Raw genomic sequence first — 16,912 nt, forward strand, 5'->3', positions numbered from 1 at the left:
GTAGGATTCATTCGTGGAAGTTGAAAAAGAAAAAGCCCCCGCGATTACGAGAGCTATTCGCTGGGGTACCTGGACTCGAACCAAGAATGGATGAACCAGAATCACCTGTGTTGCCAATTACACCATACCCCAATTGGCAGGCTTCGCGGCTCTTGGAACCGTTCAGTCTTTGTACCCCCGACCGGATTTGAACCGGTGTTGGCGCCGTGAGAGGGCGTAGTCCTAGGCCGCTAGACGACGGGGGCTTAATTTATTTGCTACGCCTCTAGACGCAACAAATGTCGACTTTACAACATAACGCAAGTATATGCAACTAGCGGCGTGTCGTACAACAACCAAATCAACAACAAATCAGCTACAAAATGCCCCCATGCAAGTCAAAAATCAACAAGCATGGGGGCAAATCGCGTTAAAGCTTAATCATTTTACAAATGCTCACGCAATCCAGCCAAGCGAGCCAAAGTCACGTCTTTGCCAACGATTTCCATGGACTCAAACAATGGCGGAGAAACGCGGCGGCCAGAAAGTGCAACTCGCACAGGGCCAAACGCCAATCGCGGCTTATATCCAGCTTCCTCAACAAGCTTCTTGTTCAAAAGCTCGTGCAAAGAATCTGTATGCCAATCAGAAGCATCAACACCCTTCAAAGCAGAGAGCGCAGCGTCTAGCACATCGCCAGCAGATTCCTTAAGCTGCTTGCGCGCATCGTCATCTGGCTCAATGTAGCCATCTTCGCTTAACAGGCTACCAACCATTCCAGCAACTTCACCAAGCAAGCGCACGCGAGGCTGAACAAGAGGAGCAGCAGCGGTGAGCACTTCACGCTCGCGATCAGTCAACGCATCCCAATTGTCTGCACTAACTACGCCATCCTTATGCAAGTAAGGCACAGAACGATTCAAAAAATCTTGAGGCTCAAGCATGCGAATATGCTCAGCGTTAATGGAAATTGCTTTGTCTAAGTCGAAGTGTGCAGGGTTTGCTTTAACGTCGCGCACATCGAACTTTTCAATCATCTCGTCCATAGAGAACACATCGCGATCAGGCGCAATCGACCATCCAAGCAAAGCCAAGTAGTTCAACAAGCCTTCTGGAATAAAGCCGTTATCTCTATGCAAGAACAAGTTAGACTCAGGGTCTCTCTTAGAAAGCTTCTTCTTACCTTCTCCCATAACATAAGGCATGTGGCCGTAAAGCGGAGTTTCCTTAGCAATACCCATTTCCATAAGGTAACGGTAAAGCACAATCTGACGAGGTGTGGAACTAAGAATATCCTCACCGCGCAAAACAACGTTCACATCCATTAATGCGTCGTCAACAGGGTTCGTAAGCGTGTAAAGCGGATCGCCATTCGGGCGCACAATCACATAATCTGGAACAGAACCAGCCTTAAAAGTGATTTCGCCACGAATCAAATCGTTAAAAGTAATGTCTTCATTTGGCATCTTTAAGCGAAGTGCAGGCTTTCTGCCTTCATCGCGGAAAGCTTGCTTCTGCTCCTCAGTAAGGTTTCTGTCGTAACCGTCGTAGCCAAACTCAGCTGGGCGCCCTGCAGCAATATTGCGCTCTTTAATCTCTTCTGGAGTAGAGAAGGACTCGTAAGCGTATCCTGCTTCAAAAAGCTTTTTTGCTACGTCTTTATAAATCTCCATACGTTGAGACTGGCGGTACGGGCCATTTTCTCCGCCAACATCAATGCCCTCGTCCCAATCAATATTTAGCCAACGAAGAGCCTCAATAATCTGCTGGTAGCTTTCTTCGCTATCTCGCTCGTTGTCCGTGTCTTCAATGCGGAAAAGCAACTTGCCGTTCGTGTGGCGAGCCTCTGCCCAGTTAAACAGCGCGGTACGAACCATACCTACGTGAGGCGTACCAGTTGGCGAAGGGCAAAAACGCACGCGAACATTCTTTGGAAGTTCAGGCTTTGTGGATTTTGTTGCATTATTAGCAACTTCTTGAGTTTCCTCTGTATCAGTCATAGGTTCCATTGTGCCGCGCGTTACGGACGTGCCTGCGGACATGCCTATCTAGTCAAGCGCTTGCGTTGATTCCTTATTACCTTCTACGTGCGCAAACTTAGCAGCAAGAGCTTCGCGAGACTTTCTATCGTCTTCTTCTTTTGCAAGCTTCTTAGCAACTTCTGGATCCCAAAGAACGTCTTCCTTATGCTTTGACCATTCACGCTCAAGTAATGGGGCCGCAAATTCAACCAGCGCGCTCATACCAGTTTCGCTATTTTCGCCACCATCGCCACTTTTTACGCAATCAACAAGCTCACGCCACTGATTATCCTTAAACATCATTCGAGGAATTCCAGCACACTCACACACTTCGTTAATATATAGGAATATAGGCAAAGTTTCGTAAATGTTTCTGGTTTTTTCAATAAGACTTTTAAGAATAGACAGTATTGCAGTAATTTTTTGCGATTCTACAGAATTAAGTCCGCAAAAATCACGCTCTTGTTCATACGATTGTTCACACTCTTGTTTTGCGCACCTAAACGCATCTTGCAAGCTCTCAACACTCCAATTACCAGCAACACTTAAAGAATCAGCAGCACCATTGATTGCGTTAACATCGTTAGAAAGATTGGATTCAAGCTTGCTAAAAATAGCGCTAACATCATTCGTGTTATTTTCTAGCTCTTCTTGCGCTTCGCTATAGTCTGGTTCGTAGCATAAATCCATATCATCGTAAGCGCTTGCTGCTGCCAAAAGCGCATCAACTATCTCTTGCGGGCGGCCTGGAATTTCGTCTGCACCTTCATACACAAACTCTGCATCTGGAACAGTAACGTCTAAATCTGTAATAATTCGAGCAATAGCGCGAATCGCCCTAACCTCAAGATTTTCAGCATATTTTGCGTCATTATCTAAATGGCGAGCTTCGCTTAAAGGCCACAATTTAGTTAAATCCGCGGCCGACTTTGCAGCAGACTCAAGCAGACTCAAAGCCTTTGAATCCAGCTCTTCTACAGAATCACCCATAATAACGCTCCTTCGCATTAGCTGTAAAAAACACGGTTTCTACGCATCTTTTATGCATATTTTAAAGTCTACTGCTTATTATTCCACACGTTCTATTGCACACGCGCCGCAGGATCCACATATGTGATGGAAAGCACATTCATATTTGCGCAATCGAACGTAATCGAAGTAATCGACGCCAAGGCCGTTTTGCGCAAAAGCATATTGTGCTCCGCGTGACCCGTTTCTAGCAAATGACGATAAGACCATATTGGCGATTCGTGCGTTACAGCTACGATTTGCTCTCCTGGGTGATTTTTCACTTGCTCGCACGCAAAATCACCAACGCGCGCAGCAATACTCTTGTAGGATTCTCCCCAACTTGGCTTCCACAAGTTAGATACAAGCTTCCAATTATTGTTTTTCCACAAAGCGCCTTCGCCATAGCCGATTCTTTTCCCTCGAAAATTGTTTTCCGCTTCGATTAGACGATTGTCTAGAATAATAGGGCCGATTTGCAAAGCGCTTGCGATTTGTTGCGCCGTTTCTTGCGTGCGCTCCAAAGGAGACGAGTAAATCGCACTAATTGTGCGCATTTGCGGAACAGTCGCAATATATTTTGCTGTAGCGCGAGCCATTTTTAAGCCGCGATTAGATAAGTGAAATCCTGGCAATCTCTCGTAAAGCACGTGATTTGGATTTTCCACTTCTCCGTGGCGCACAAAATGAATAGTCGTAGCTTGCATATTTTATAAACCTACTTCCAAACCTACTTCCAGCCTTTTGGAGTGTGGCTTAACGACCACTCGCCCAACTTGTGAGCAAAAGTATTATCTTTAGCGGCATCATAATCAGGTTTTTGCGACTTTGTGTCGTCTAAAAGCCACTTTCTAATAACAAAATTCCACACAGCTACAACAACTGTTGCAATAAGCTTGCCAATATTTGTGCGAAGCATGTAAATCGCAGTGCCGCGCAAAGCTTCAACCATTCCAAGCGTGCTAAGCCAAATAATCGCATCGTTAATAAGCAAACCAATAACTGCAGAAATAACAAAAATCAGCAATTCCATCCAACGAGCCATGTCTTCGCGGTGTTTAAACACGTACTTCATGCTGGCAATGTAGTTAAAAATAAGCGAGATTATAAAAGATATTGTTCCAGCAACAACGTTATTAAGATGCACAAGAAGAAGCAGATTTAGCAATACTACGTCAATAATAAGCGCAATGATTCCTACGATTCCAAACTTAACAACCTGTTCAATAAGTTTTTTCATACATTCAATTAAACACGCGGAGGTTAACAATTTACTATAATTATTGCGTAACACAGGTTTATTATTGCGTAACATAAGTTGCGCAACACAAGTTTATAAACTTAGAAAATCCATAAAATTTAGCAAAGGAGCGATTATGCCAGTTATTCACACTCACGTTTCTGTAAGCACTACACCTGCTCAGCGCGATGCATTAAAAGCAGCATACGGCAAGGCGATTAGCGCAGTTCCAGGAAAAAGCGAGCATTGGCTTATGTGCCCATTTGAAGACAATATGCCAATTTATTTTGCTGGAGATAATACTAAGCCTGCAGCTTACGTTGAAGTGAACGTTTTTGGCTCTAGCGTACCTGGGTCTGCTTGGGAAAAGTTGACAGAGCAGATTATGGCAGCTTTGGAGAGCGAGCTTGGAGTGCCACAAGACCGCACTTACATTCGTTACACTGCAACCACTGACTGGGGTTGGAACGGCGGCAACTTCTAGTCGCAAGTTTTATACAAAAATCGCCATATCTTGTTACGTAAAATACGCACCAAAATATGGCGATTATTTATTATTACAACTATCTATGCAAATAGATACAAATAGTCATTAGGATTGATTGCCAAAATTAGGCTCGTCAACAGTAGTTTTAGCAGATACAGCTAACGCATCCGACTCATCAAGCTCAGATTCGCTGGAAGAATAGTCATCGCTACTAGCAACGCTGCCTTCAAGATCTGGGCCAGCAGCTGCACGAGCAACCTCTTCCATACCTTTGTTGTCACATAAAACCATGCGGACATAGCCAACAACAAATCCAACAGCAGCTGGGCAAACCCAAGCCATGCCAAATTCCGAGAACGGCAACCAGTTTTGAGCAACAATCAACATATCGTTCATATGCAATGCGTTTCGCAAAGCTGTTGGCAAACTATTCAAAAAGTCAAATACAGCTGCAACACCAGTAAAACCAAGCGTCCAAGCGTACACAACTTTGGAATTTCCAAAAAGTCGACCGCACAAAGCTAAAAGAATCAATACGATTGAAAGCGGATACAAGAACATTAATACTGGAACCGCGTATTCGATGATTGCGCTCAAACCAAAGTTTGCAAGACCAAACGAAACAAGCGTAATCAATACAGCCCAAACTCTGTAGCTAGGACCTTTAGGGAATAACTTAGAGAAAGTTTCCGAACAGCTTACGATTAAGCCAACTGCCGTCTTTAAGCATGCAAGAGTTACAGTTGCAGCAAGCACAAATAAGCCAACGTTACCAAGATGATAGCGTGCAACTTGCGCCAAAGTCACGCCACCATTTTCCGCAGGTGGGAACAGCGCGCGGCTACGCACACCAACAACGACAATCGCAACGTAAATCAACGCCATAAGCAAGCAGCTAAAGAATCCAGATCGAGCAGTATTTACTGCCACATCTTTAGGATCTTTTACACCAAACTGGCGAATGGTGCTAACAACCACAATTCCAAATGCCAAGCTAGCTAAAGCATCCATTGTGTTGTAGCCATCTAAGAATCCCGTAAAGAATGACTTATTAACGTAATTTCCCATAGGAGCAGCATCTGAAGAAGCACCGCTTATAGGGGAAAATAGTGCGGTAAACACCAAAATCGCTAGGAACACAAGGAAGATTGGCGTAAGAACTTTACCAACCCACGTGAGTATGCCGCTTGGTTTCATAGCAAAGAAGAACGCGAGCGCAAAGAATACTACAGAGAACAAGAACAAGTACAGTTGTCCGTTTCCATCTTGCGGAATAACTCGCTCCAATCCAACAGTGTATGAAGTTGTTGCACATCGCGGAATTGCAAAGAACGGGCCGATTGTTAAATAAAGAACGCATGTAAAGAACATGCCGTATTTTTTGCTAGCTTTACTCGAAAGCTCAAAAAGGCCGTTTGCGCGGCTCATTGCAAGAGCCGTAACGCCTAACAATGGCAAACCAACGCCAGTAACAATAAAGCCGATTGTTGCAGGAGCAGAATTGTTTCCTGCGTTAGCACCAAGAAATACTGGGAAAATAAGGTTTCCAGCGCCAAAGAACATGCCAAACAACATGACCGCCACGTATGCGGACTCAATAATTGTCAAGTTCCTTTTTTTCGGGGCACTGTCTGTGCTGACACTTTGTGTTGTGACGCTCATGCTTACACCTCCTATATGGTGAAAAATTGTTTAAGCATATTATTTAACGCATTGAATAACAAAACTGAAACCGAAAAATAATATTAGGGGGTATATTAATAAATCGCATGTACTTAATCGGCAAAAATTTGCAATTTCGCGCGTGTCTCCTAATCAAAATAAAAGGACGCTAGCGTAAAAACTAGCGTCCTAAATAAAAAGCAAATGCGCAATAATAGCAAATGCGCTAAATCACATCTTGTCTGGAGCAGAAACGCCAAGCAAATCAAGTCCAGAGGCGATTACTGTGCGTACAGCAGCGTTAAGCTTTAAGCGAGCTGCAGCGCGTGCTGGCTCTGGGCACTTTGCAATGCGAACTGCTTCGCGCTCTGCTTCTGGCAAGCGATTTTCTGGGTCGCTCAACTCCATTGGCACTACGCGCTCAAGGTTGTACCACTTGTGGTAGCTTGCAGCCAAATCCTCAAGATAATGCGCAACTCTGTGCGGAGCGCGCAAATCGCCAGCTTGTGCAAGAGCTGCAGGCCATTGCGCCAAAGCAGCCAACACTTCGCCATCTGCCTCGGTATTAAGCAAGCTTAAATCGGCTCCATCCGCACTAATTCCAGCATCTTCAGCGTTACGAGCCACATTGCAGCTGCGTGCGTGAGCGTATTGCACGTAGTACACAGGATTATCGTTGCTGTGAGAAGCAAGCAAATCCAAATCAATATCAACGCTTGTGTTGTAGTCGGTGCGTGCAAGCGAGTAGCGCGAAGCATCAACGCCGATTGCATCAACTAAATCGTCAATCGTAATAACGTTTCCAGCGCGCTTACTCATGCGCACTGGCTTGCCGTCCTTCATAACGTTTACAAGCTGACCAATAAGAATCTGCATGTTTTCGCCAGGATTATCTCCAAAAGCCGCGCACATTGCCATCATTCGGCCAATATAGCCGTGATGATCCGCGCCAAGCATGTAAATTGCTACGTCTGCAGGATTCTGATCGCGATGGCGCTTATTGCGATAGTATGCGATATCTGCAGCAAAGTAGGCGTAATTGCCGTCAGACTTAATAATTACGCGATCCTTATCGTCTCCATGCTTGGTGGATTCAAACCAAGTTGCGCCGTCTTTTTCAAAAATATCTCCACGCTCACGCAAGTCTGCAATAGCGCGCTCAACTTCGCCATCTTCGTACAGGCTGTTCTCGTGGAACCACACGTCAAAACCAACACGAAAATCGCGCATTGACTTGCGAATTTCCGCAAACATCATTGGAACTGCACGCTTGCGGAACTCTTCTCGCTGCTCGGAATCGCCTTCGCCAAGCGGCAAGCCTTCCTCGTCTTTACCAAGATCGACTCTAGGCAAAGAAAGAATATCAACGCCGTCTGCTTGCGATTCTTTTATAACAGCATCCGCAATTTCGTTAATATACGCGCCTTTGTAGCCGTCTGCAGGCGTTTCTTCGCCATGAGCTGCAGCAACTAAAGACTTTGCAAAACGGTTGATTTGCTCGCCGTGATCGTTGAAGTAGTATTCGCGCACAACTTTTGCGCCGTTCGCTTCCAAGACTCGAGCCATAGAATCGCCAACTGCTGCCCAGCGAGTTCCACCAATGTGAATTGGACCAGTTGGATTTGCGGAAACAAACTCAAGATTCAAAGTTTTTCCGCTTAAATGCGCATTCTTACCAAAATTAGCACCCTGCTTTAAGACTTCGTCTACGACTGCCGCTGCAGAAGCAGAATCAAGCGTTATGTTAATAAAGCCAGGGCCTGCCACTTCTACGCGCGCAACACCTTCCGCATCTTGCAAGCGCTCTGCAAAAAGTTCCGCTAAACCGTGAGGCTTCATACCAGCTTTTTTAGCGAGTTGCATAGCAACGTTCGTAGCCCAATCGCCGTGTGCGCGATCTTTTGGCCTCATAACTGCAAGTTTTTCGGCAGCAGGAATCAAATCTTCTGTTAAGCTACCTGCTTTACCGCTTTCTACTAAATCTTTAGCAATTTTTTCAATTAATTCACTTAAGCTTTCTGGATTCATGGTTTACAGTCTAGCGTTACCGCGCGATGCTTCGCGATTATAACGTATTGGATTGCGTTATTCAGCATATAAGGTAATATATGTTTTACATGTTTTACAATGGAGATTAGAAATGGCTGCAACAATTACAGGATTAAGAGTACCCTCCAACGTTTTAGATCGTTATGATCAGCTCGCTAAAACCACTCACCGCACTCGTTCATTTTACATGAATCAAGCGCTAGAAGCCCAAATCGATGAACTTGAACATGAATATGGACTAATGGCAGATATTGAAGCATACAAACGTGGAGAATTAGAAACGTCTCCACTCGACGACGTGGTGAAGCGCCTTGGTTTGGAAGATTAATTTATCTAAAAGGGCTGAAAAACAGCTAGGGAAAATTGACAAAACAATTGCTAAGCAAATCGTTAAGGAACTTCGCGAAATTAGCAATCTCGACAATCCTCGAATCAGAGGCAAAGCGCTAACTGGCAACTATTCGGGGTTTTGGAGATATAGAGTAAGGGATTACAGAATAATTTGTGCAATTGAAAATAATGTGCTGACCGTTTTTGTTGTAGATATTGATCATCGCAGCAGAATCTACAATAAGTGATTATTACTAAGTGCTTAAATACACAAAAAGCGCTGGGGTCGAAGGTTAACTTCCAGCGCTTTTGTTTTGCGATTAACTATTTTCGATTACTGGCAATTACTTCTTTTTTGCAGGAGCTTCACCGAGTTCGCTTTGAGCAACAAAAACGTTTACGTTAGTTGCATCAGATTCCGCAGACTCAGAATCGGAAGAATCTCCAGCATCTGCAGCCTTAACAGCGTTAAGCTTTACTTCTCCAGTAACGCGACCCGCTTCCGCAACGTCTCCCAAAGTCTCTTCAACAGACTTGTAAGCGTTTTCTGCAACGTTCAAAGTCACTTGCAAAATAGGAGTCTTCATAGAAACTTTTGCTTCAGACTTAATCTTTCGCAAAGTAGCCAAAGCCTCGCCCGCGTAAGCCAAAGTGTCTGCAGAAACACCGTTTGCAGCAGCCTCATACGCCTTAGCGCATGGCCAGCTTGCACGATGCACAGAACCTTCGCCGTCATGCATCCAACTCCACACTTCTTCCGTAGCGTAAGGCAAGTAAGGAGCAAGCAAGCGAGCCAAAGCGTCGAGCGCAAGACCAAGAGTTGTGCGAGCAGACTTTACAGCAGCTTCACTTGGAGTGCGTCCAGTGGATTCTGCAGTACCATAAGCACGATTCTTTGCAAGCTCAATGTAATCGTCACAGAACTCCCAGAAGAAGGTTTCGATTGCTTCCAAAGCCTTGGAATGCTCGTAAGATTCAAGCGCATCAGTTGCTGTACGAATAACGGATGCAAGCTTTGCCATAACAGAGCAATCCAAAACTTCCGTAACGTTTGCAAAATCCCAGTCCGCGCTAGCAGACTCAAGAACTTGATGTTCATCGTTTTCTCGGCCAATCGCGAGCGCAAACTTAGTAGCATTCAAAAGCTTAATCGCAAGGCGGCGGCCAATCTTCATCTGGCCTTCGTCGTAAGTTGCATCCAAGCCAAGTTTTGCAGAAGTCGCCCAGTAGCGCACAGCATCCGCACCAAACTCTTCAATTGGCTTATTTGGTACAACAACGTTTCCCTTAGATTTAGACATCTTCTTGTGGTCTGGGTCCAAGATCCAGCCAGAAAGCGCAGCGTGCTTCCAAGGCAAGCAGCCGTTTTCAAGATACGCGCGGTCAACCGTGCTAAACAGCCAAGTACGAATAATATCCTGGCCTTGTGGACGCAAATCCATTGGGAAAGTAGCCTTAAACAAAGCCTGATTTTCCTCACCTGGCTCTTCCCAACGAGTCACAATTTGTGGAGTTAAGGAAGATGTTGCCCAAGTATCCATAATGTCTTGCTCGGCAGTAAAGCCATTTGGCTGGTTACGCTGAGATTCATCAAAGCCTTCTGGAACGTCAATAGTTGGATCGATTGGCAAACGATCTTCACTAGGAGTCAAAGGATGCTCGTAATCCACTTCCCCATTTTCGTTTACTGGGTACCAAAGTGGGAATGGCACACCAAAGAAGCGTTGGCGAGAAATAAGCCAGTCGCCATTCAAGCCATGAACCCAATTCTCGTAGCGCACGCGCATAAAGTCTGGGTGGAAGTTAAGCTCCTTGCCGCGCTCAATAAGCTCAGCGTTTAACTTTTCGTCCGTACCGCCGTTCTTTAAGTACCATTGGCGAGAAGTGACGATTTCCAAAGGCTTATCGCCCTTTTCGTAGAAGTTCGTCATACGCTTTGTTGGCTTTGGATCGCCTTCCATATCTCCAGCAGCTTGCAAAGCTTCAACAACTTCCTTGCGAGCAGAGAACGTGGTTTTACCAGCAATCTTCTCGAACATTTCGCGGCCAGACTCGTCCGTAATCCAATCAGGAGTAGTCATTACAATGCGGCCGTTTCGCTGAATAATTGGTCGAGTTGGCAAACTCAAATCGCGCCACCACTCAACGTCGGTTACGTCACCAAAAGTGCAGCACATTGCAATGCCAGCGCCCTTGTCCATTTGAGCAGCAGGATGAGCCAAAATCGGCACCTTCACCTTAAACAGCGGCGAGTAAACTTCCTTGCCAAAATACTTCTTGTAACGCTCATCGTCTGGGTGTGCAATCAAAGACGTGCAAGCAGCAAGCAATTCTGGGCGCGTAGTTTCAATATAAATTGGCGTACCATCTTCAAAGCGGAACGCAATCTTATGATAGAAACCAGGATATTCGCGCGCTTCAAGCTCAGCTTGTGCAACTGCAGTCTGGAATGTAACATCCCATAATCCTGGAGCGTCTTTCTGATAAGCCTCTCCGCGAGCAAGATTGCGCAAGAATGCTTTTTGAGCAACTCGGCGAGGCTGCTCGCCAATCGTGTGATAAGTTTGCGACCAATCAACAGAAAGACCAAGCCTACGCCACAAAGCTTCAAAAAGCTTCTCATCTTGAGAAGTCAATCGCTCGCAAAGCTCAATAAAGTTCTGTCTACTTACAGGAACCTGGTCTTTTGCCTCAATCTTCTTGCCTTCTGTGCCTTCAAATGGCGGCTTAAAATCAGGGTCATACTTAAGCGAAGTATCTACGCGCACGCCGTAATAGTTTTGCACGCGGCGCTCTGTTGGCAAGCCATTATCGTCCCAACCCATTGGATAGAACACATCAAAGCCTTGCATGCGCTTATATCGCGCAATCACATCCGTATGCGTGTAAGAAAATACGTGACCAACGTGCAAGTGACCACTAACTGTTGGAGGCGGCGTATCGATTGAATACACGGCCTTACGGTCGCGAGAATTGTGGAACGCGTAAGTCTTAGCTTCGTCCCAATTGCTACGCCATTTGTCTTCAAGACCATCAACACCAACCTTATTAGGCAATGGTGTTAAATGTGCGTGTTTTACTGTGTTATCCTGTTCACTCATGAACTGAATATTAGAAACTCACTGAGACATCGCACTATAACAGAGCACTAAGAACTCACTAAGCCAGCACTATTTAACAGTCACATCATGCAAAGGAAGCAGCTGATCGGTCATGTTAGTAGGGTATCCACTCACATTATTCTTTGCAACAACAACGCTATTCCTTGCGTACAACCATCCAGAAACCGCATAATCGCACAATTCTTTAGCGTACTTTTTAATGTTTTCTTCGTACTCTTGCGGGCTTGTAGACTTCATTGCGTCTGCAAAATACTTTTGCGAAGCATGGTCTTGGAACAAGTAGTTAGACTTAGTGTCTGCATACATTCCAGAATCCAAAGTGTGATTAGTCCAAGTAAGAGCTAAGTCGTATTTACCTTCGCGTATTCGTTGATCGATTACACTTTGGTCTAATTCTTCTAGTTTTACTGGGAATCCACCTGCATAGCTTAAGTTTTTTGCCATTTGATCGCAAACACTAGCCATTCCAGTTGGAACAAGCATTGTGATTCCACGCAAATATCCTGCAACAAAGTAGTGGTACATGCCATAAGCTTTTTGAACGTCGTGAGGATACGTGTTACTAAAATCTTCATACCCAGGAGACATAGGGTCGATTGGCCCGCCAACAAGTTGGCCTCCAAAAGGATCGGAAGCAAGAATAACATTTGGCTCAATCACGTGTCTTGCAGCTCTACGAATTTGCTGATCGCAGAACATAGATGACATTCCCGTGTTAAAAGCAAACATTCTTAATCTTGTGCTTTTTCCCTTTACCAACTTAGTGTTTGGCATTGCAGCCATTCGCTTGTTTTCATTTCCGTCTAGTGGAATTGCCATTTGCACGCTGCCATCTTTAACAGCGTTTGCTAAAGACGTGTCATCGTTAAAATACTTAAGCGTTATGCTTTGGCATCCAGCTTGCCCTGCCCAGTAATTGTTGTTTCTAACAAGAACGAGATTTCCCCCCTTGTTGTATCCCTTTACTGTAAACGGACCTGTTCCAATAGCATCGGAAGCGTAGTTAACAAAAATGTTTGTGTTGTAAACAATTCCAGCTCTTCCAGCTAATCGCCTTGGCAAAAGTGGGTCTGGAGTTTTAAGAGTTATGTTTAGAACGCTAGGCCCAGAATTAGAAACGCTTGTTATGTTTGTTAGCTTTTCGTAGCCAGGATAATTCTTTGTAATGCCTTGCTGAAGCGATTTAAGAACGGAGCTTGAGTCCATTGGGTCTCCGTTAGCAAACTTAATTCCACTGCGGAGCCTAAATTTATAATTCAATCCATCGTTCGAAACGCTCCAAGATTGCGCAAGTCCTGGGTGTAAAACATTGTTTTCGTCTCGTTTTACAAGTGTTTCGTAAACGTTCTCTAAAAGTGCCTGTTGTAAGGAATCACTATCGTCTGTTCTAATATCTAGCGAGGCTGGAGACGTTCGTAATCCTATTGTTAAAGTTGAATTTGACGCTGGAAAAATGTTTGTAGGTATTAAAGATCTTCCATCTATAAACCGCCATCCGCCCCAAATTATTGCAGATAGAATGCCGATTAAAACAATAAATACAACCCATGGTTTAGCGCTTCGTCTAGTTTTATGCGCATATCTTGCACTACGCACATGTGAAGCAGATGAGTATCTTTCAAATTCAGGCATGATTAAAAGTTTATATCACCGTTTGAATTTGATTGCCGAATTTATGCACAAAATAGTCTAAAAATATTCTAAAAATATTCTAAAAGAGTTTATTAGACGCCATTAATATTGTGCAAATTTATTTTCTACAATCTAACAGAAGGACACAAAAACCTAAGCGGGCAATCGCCACAGCGCGGGTTTCTAGCAATGCAAATCATTCTTCCGTGCAAAATGAGACGATGAGAAAGATTAGTCCATTCTTCTGGAGCAAAACAAGCTGTGACTTCTCTCTCGATTTTCGCTGCATCTTTAGCCTTAGCGCTAGCCTCACTCACCCAGCCGAGTCTTGACGTAACGCGCATAACATGCGTATCTACTGGAAATCCTGGAATCTTAAAAGCGTTCCCTAAAACAACGTTTGCTGTTTTTCTTCCCACGCCTGGTAGCTTTGTAAGATCAGCCATATTATTTGGAACAATGCCATTAAAATCTTTAACAAGTTTTTGCGAAAGCTCAATAATATGTTGCGATTTTACTCTATAAAATCCAAGCGAATGAATTATTTCTTGCACGTTGTATATTTGCGCTTTTGCCAAATCGACTGGCGTTGGGTATGCCTTAAAAAGCTTACTAGTAACCAGATTCACGCGCTTATCGGTTGTTTGCGCGCTAAGAACAGTTGCGATTAAAAGCTCAAATGGATTCGTAAAATTTAGCGCACATTTTGGATTTGGGATTTCTTCGCATAAAATCCTATATTCTTCGCGCATTTTGCGGATTTTGTTTATTTTATCTATCTTAGACAATATAAGCCTAGTCTAAATCGTTGGAAACGCTTGAATCATCGGCACGCGAATCGCCAGCATCCGCACTATTGCCATTTTGTGCGTAATCGTCATTTTCAACTTCGTCAACTTGAGCTTCTAATGGGTCGAAACGATATCCAACATTTCTAACTGTTCCAATAACATGCTCATATTCAACGCCCAACTTTGCGCGAAGCCTACGAATATGAACGTCTACAGTTCGCGTTCCGCCGTAGTAATCGTAGCCCCAAACCTCTTGAAGCAAATGCGCACGCGTAAAAACGCGACGAGGATGCTGAACAAAATACTTAAGCAGCTCAAATTCTTTATACGCTAAATCAATAGGCTTTCCGTGCAAGCTAACTGTATAGCTTTGCGTGTCTACAACTAAGTCTCCAGAGCACATTTGACCGTTGCTGTTAACTTCAACGCTTGTGGAATCGGCAACAGTAGAGCCAGAAGAAGAATCGGCAGAAACTGCTCTTTTGGCGGCTAATCGCAATCTTCCTTCCACTTCTGCAGGAGAAGCGGTTGTTAGCATAACGTCGTTAACGCCCCAAGATGGGTTTACAACTGTAAAACCGCCCTCTGTAAGAATTAGAATAATAGACATTGTTAAATTAGACGCGCGCACAATAGAACACAGCGATTTTGCTAAAGATAAGTCTTCTCTAGCATCAACAAGAAGAATTGTATCTTCGGGCATTTTAAGCATGCTAGAAGGTTCCATTGGCACTACGCGCACGCGATGCGAAAGAAGCGTTAGTGATGGCAAAACTTTTGCAGGCGCAGCACAAGAGGTCATCAATGTAATATCCGTCATATTGACACCTCCATAGCGCATAGAATTGAATGAAAATTCAAAATCAAGCTGTTATAAAAAAGAATTGTAATCCATGCTTAAGAAGAATCAAAAAGCGCAAGTGTACGCTTGCATATAAAATGGTGTAAATCACAGTGTAAACGCGATAGGAGCGTACAATGAGCAACAATATTCAGCGCAACAAAATGTATGGTCACATTACGATTGCTGTAACTCAATTTGTTGCTATAGTTCTTTTAGCATCTGCTGCAATGCTTCCGTTTGCAACAACAAAAGCAGTTTTAACGGTTTGCATTCTTATTCTTCTTGCTCTAATAACTTTTTGGCCACTCAAAGGTTCCACAGCCGATAAAGCTATTCCTTTTCTTGCATCAGTAGCGTCTATGTGGTGCGCAACGCTGGCCTTAAAAGGATGGCTGCCAAGCAGCGTAATTGATGGCGAATCAGAAGTTAGTATTCACAAATTCGTTGCTGCTATTAGACCATACGAGCGATGGGCAGTAAACTTTGCGCTAATTCTTGTTGCAGCAACATTTGTTAGCTTTGCTAGACAAATGTTTAGAGAAGATAGGTCTAATCTTGTACGAAACCTATCTCATTGCCTTACTGCAAGTATTGCATGCGCAGCCTTGCCTGGATGGCTTTTCTTGCCATCAATTATTAAATTCACTTTTTCTGTACGCGTATTAGAACTTGGCGTATTAGTGGCAATTCTTGGATTGTTTGTTGTGATTGTTTTGGCTGGCCTTTCTCACCTTTGGATTAAAGACGCGCAATACAATGCCGGAACAGTTTTTCCACAAATTGGAACAGCTTTGATTCCAATTATGATGTGCGGAATGGTTGTTTACGGAGCTGGATTAGCAATGTTGCTTGTAGCATAAGCGATTAAAGTTAATGCTAGTTGTTTCACGCAATATGTTTTATAGATAGCAATGTTTTATAGATAGCAATTACTTATTAAGATATTAAAAAATATTAAAAGATATTAAAAAGTGTCTAACACATAAAATGCGTTAGACACTAATAGATACGTTGTTAAAACGTTCGGAAGCTTCGCGACTAATCGCAAGAACTACTTTTCGCTTTCTTCCAAACGCTTGCGAGCTGCAACGATTTCCTTTTCGGCCTGCTCTACACCAGCCCAGAAGTCTCCAGGAAGAACTTCCTTGCCTGGCTCCAAAGCCTTGTATTGCTCAAAGAAGTGCTTGATTTCTGCCTTGTGATACTCGTTAACGTCATCAATATCTTTAATGTCGTCAAAGCGAACATCTGCTGGCACGCACAAAACCTTGTCATCTCCGCCAGCTTCGTCAACCATGTGGTACAAACCAACAGCGCGGCATTCAACAACGCAACCAGGGAATACGGAATTTGGAATCATAACAAGAGCGTCAAGCGGATCGCCATCTTCGCCCAAAGTGCCATCAATGTAGCCGTAATCATCTGGATAGCCCATTGCAGTGAATAGAGTACGATCCAAAAATACGCGACCAGTTTCGTGATCAACTTCGTACTTGTTCTTAGAGCCGCGTGGAATCTCTACCACAACGTTAAATGTTTCTGCCATTTTTACTCCTTAGCGTAAAACTTAATGCTTAAGCACATTAGTCATTTAAGCATTTGTTTATCAATCTAACGTTTGTACATCTAACTTAGACTGTTCAATCTAACTTTAGCGCGCAGCAAAGAGTACGTAAAACGCGTTGTATAACATTGGCATTTTCACAAACAAAAGTCGAAAGCAACCGCACTAAAAAATAGTAGAGAA

15 protein-coding genes and 2 tRNA genes are annotated in these 16,912 nt (G+C 44.0%); 4 read left to right on the forward strand and 13 right to left on the reverse strand.

Annotated elements, in window-relative coordinates:
* Nucleotides 1-60: 60 nt before the first annotated feature.
* The 6 genes from HXT23_RS05105 to HXT23_RS05130 form a co-directional block, all read right to left on the reverse strand.
* Nucleotides 61-132, reverse strand: a tRNA-Gln gene (locus tag HXT23_RS05105).
* 40 nt (nucleotides 133-172) lie between these two features.
* Nucleotides 173-245 (reverse strand) — tRNA-Glu (locus HXT23_RS05110).
* A 180-nt stretch (nucleotides 246-425) separates the two neighbouring features.
* Nucleotides 426-1,988 carry a glutamate--tRNA ligase gene (gene gltX / locus HXT23_RS05115; protein ID WP_422112782.1) on the reverse strand — a complete coding sequence of 521 codons (1,563 nt, stop codon included), beginning with the start codon at nucleotides 1,986-1,988 and terminating at the stop codon, nucleotides 426-428.
* A 39-nt stretch (nucleotides 1,989-2,027) separates the two neighbouring features.
* Nucleotides 2,028-2,990, reverse strand: coding sequence for a hypothetical protein (locus HXT23_RS05120; protein WP_422112783.1), 963 nt, complete (start codon nucleotides 2,988-2,990; stop codon nucleotides 2,028-2,030).
* Between the two features lie 92 nt (nucleotides 2,991-3,082).
* On the reverse strand, nucleotides 3,083-3,715 hold the full coding sequence (locus tag HXT23_RS05125) for a histidine phosphatase family protein (RefSeq protein ID WP_422112784.1): 633 nt from the start codon (nucleotides 3,713-3,715) through the stop codon (nucleotides 3,083-3,085).
* A 23-nt stretch (nucleotides 3,716-3,738) separates the two neighbouring features.
* Nucleotides 3,739-4,248: a GtrA family protein gene (locus HXT23_RS05130; protein WP_016796990.1), complete on the reverse strand. Its 510-nt coding sequence runs from the start codon at nucleotides 4,246-4,248 to the stop codon at nucleotides 3,739-3,741.
* Between the two features lie 136 nt (nucleotides 4,249-4,384).
* Here HXT23_RS05130 and HXT23_RS05135 point away from each other — a divergent pair, with 136 nt between their 5' ends.
* Complete coding sequence (locus HXT23_RS05135) at nucleotides 4,385-4,732, forward strand: phenylpyruvate tautomerase MIF-related protein (protein WP_016796989.1); 348 nt, start codon at nucleotides 4,385-4,387, stop codon at nucleotides 4,730-4,732.
* Between the two features lie 108 nt (nucleotides 4,733-4,840).
* On the opposite strand, the gene brnQ is transcribed toward HXT23_RS05135, so the two are convergent.
* Both brnQ and argS read right to left on the reverse strand, forming a co-directional pair.
* Nucleotides 4,841-6,397: a branched-chain amino acid transport system II carrier protein gene (gene brnQ, locus HXT23_RS05140; RefSeq protein WP_422112785.1), complete on the reverse strand. Its 1,557-nt coding sequence runs from the start codon at nucleotides 6,395-6,397 to the stop codon at nucleotides 4,841-4,843.
* Between the two features lie 231 nt (nucleotides 6,398-6,628).
* On the reverse strand, nucleotides 6,629-8,425 hold the full coding sequence (argS, locus tag HXT23_RS05145; RefSeq protein WP_422112786.1) for an arginine--tRNA ligase: 1,797 nt from the start codon (nucleotides 8,423-8,425) through the stop codon (nucleotides 6,629-6,631).
* Nucleotides 8,426-8,537: 112 nt separating this feature from the next.
* Here argS and relB point away from each other — a divergent pair, with 112 nt between their 5' ends.
* Nucleotides 8,538-8,774 (forward strand): type II toxin-antitoxin system RelB family antitoxin, encoded by a 237-nt coding sequence (gene relB, locus HXT23_RS05150; RefSeq protein WP_016636007.1) that lies wholly within the window; start codon nucleotides 8,538-8,540, stop codon nucleotides 8,772-8,774.
* A complete protein-coding gene (locus tag HXT23_RS05155; RefSeq protein WP_016636006.1) occupies nucleotides 8,758-9,024 on the forward strand; it encodes a type II toxin-antitoxin system RelE family toxin in 267 nt (88 codons plus the stop codon). Before relB ends, HXT23_RS05155 begins: the two co-directional genes overlap by 17 nt.
* Before the next feature lie 96 nt (nucleotides 9,025-9,120).
* Here HXT23_RS05155 and valS read toward each other — a convergent pair whose 3' ends face one another.
* The 4 genes from valS to HXT23_RS05175 all read right to left on the reverse strand — a co-directional run bounded on the left by valS (nucleotide 9,121) and on the right by HXT23_RS05175 (nucleotide 15,141).
* Complete coding sequence (gene valS / locus HXT23_RS05160; RefSeq protein WP_422112787.1) at nucleotides 9,121-11,877, reverse strand: valine--tRNA ligase; 2,757 nt, start codon at nucleotides 11,875-11,877, stop codon at nucleotides 9,121-9,123.
* Nucleotides 11,878-11,946: 69 nt separating this feature from the next.
* The gene (locus HXT23_RS05165; RefSeq protein ID WP_422112788.1) at nucleotides 11,947-13,530 is read right to left on the reverse strand and encodes an ABC transporter substrate-binding protein; all 1,584 of its coding nucleotides are present in this window, start codon (nucleotides 13,528-13,530) and stop codon (nucleotides 11,947-11,949) included.
* A 125-nt stretch (nucleotides 13,531-13,655) separates the two neighbouring features.
* Nucleotides 13,656-14,282 (reverse strand): endonuclease III, encoded by a 627-nt coding sequence (gene nth, locus HXT23_RS05170; RefSeq protein ID WP_422113089.1) that lies wholly within the window; start codon nucleotides 14,280-14,282, stop codon nucleotides 13,656-13,658.
* A 43-nt stretch (nucleotides 14,283-14,325) separates the two neighbouring features.
* The gene (locus HXT23_RS05175) at nucleotides 14,326-15,141 is read right to left on the reverse strand and encodes a winged helix-turn-helix domain-containing protein (RefSeq protein ID WP_422112789.1); all 816 of its coding nucleotides are present in this window, start codon (nucleotides 15,139-15,141) and stop codon (nucleotides 14,326-14,328) included.
* 158 nt (nucleotides 15,142-15,299) lie between these two features.
* Between HXT23_RS05175 and HXT23_RS05180 the strand changes: the two genes are divergently transcribed.
* Entirely contained in the window at nucleotides 15,300-16,025 is a 726-nt protein-coding gene (locus tag HXT23_RS05180; protein ID WP_346284188.1) for a beta-carotene 15,15'-monooxygenase, read from the forward strand.
* Nucleotides 16,026-16,216: 191 nt separating this feature from the next.
* On the opposite strand, the gene HXT23_RS05185 is transcribed toward HXT23_RS05180, so the two are convergent.
* Entirely contained in the window at nucleotides 16,217-16,711 is a 495-nt protein-coding gene (locus tag HXT23_RS05185; RefSeq protein ID WP_004105658.1) for an inorganic diphosphatase, read from the reverse strand.
* Between the last annotated feature and the right edge of the window lie 201 nt (nucleotides 16,712-16,912).

The organism is Gardnerella sp. DNF00257 (genome assembly GCF_049262745.1).
Classification (GTDB): domain Bacteria; phylum Actinomycetota; class Actinomycetes; order Actinomycetales; family Bifidobacteriaceae; genus Bifidobacterium; species Bifidobacterium piotii.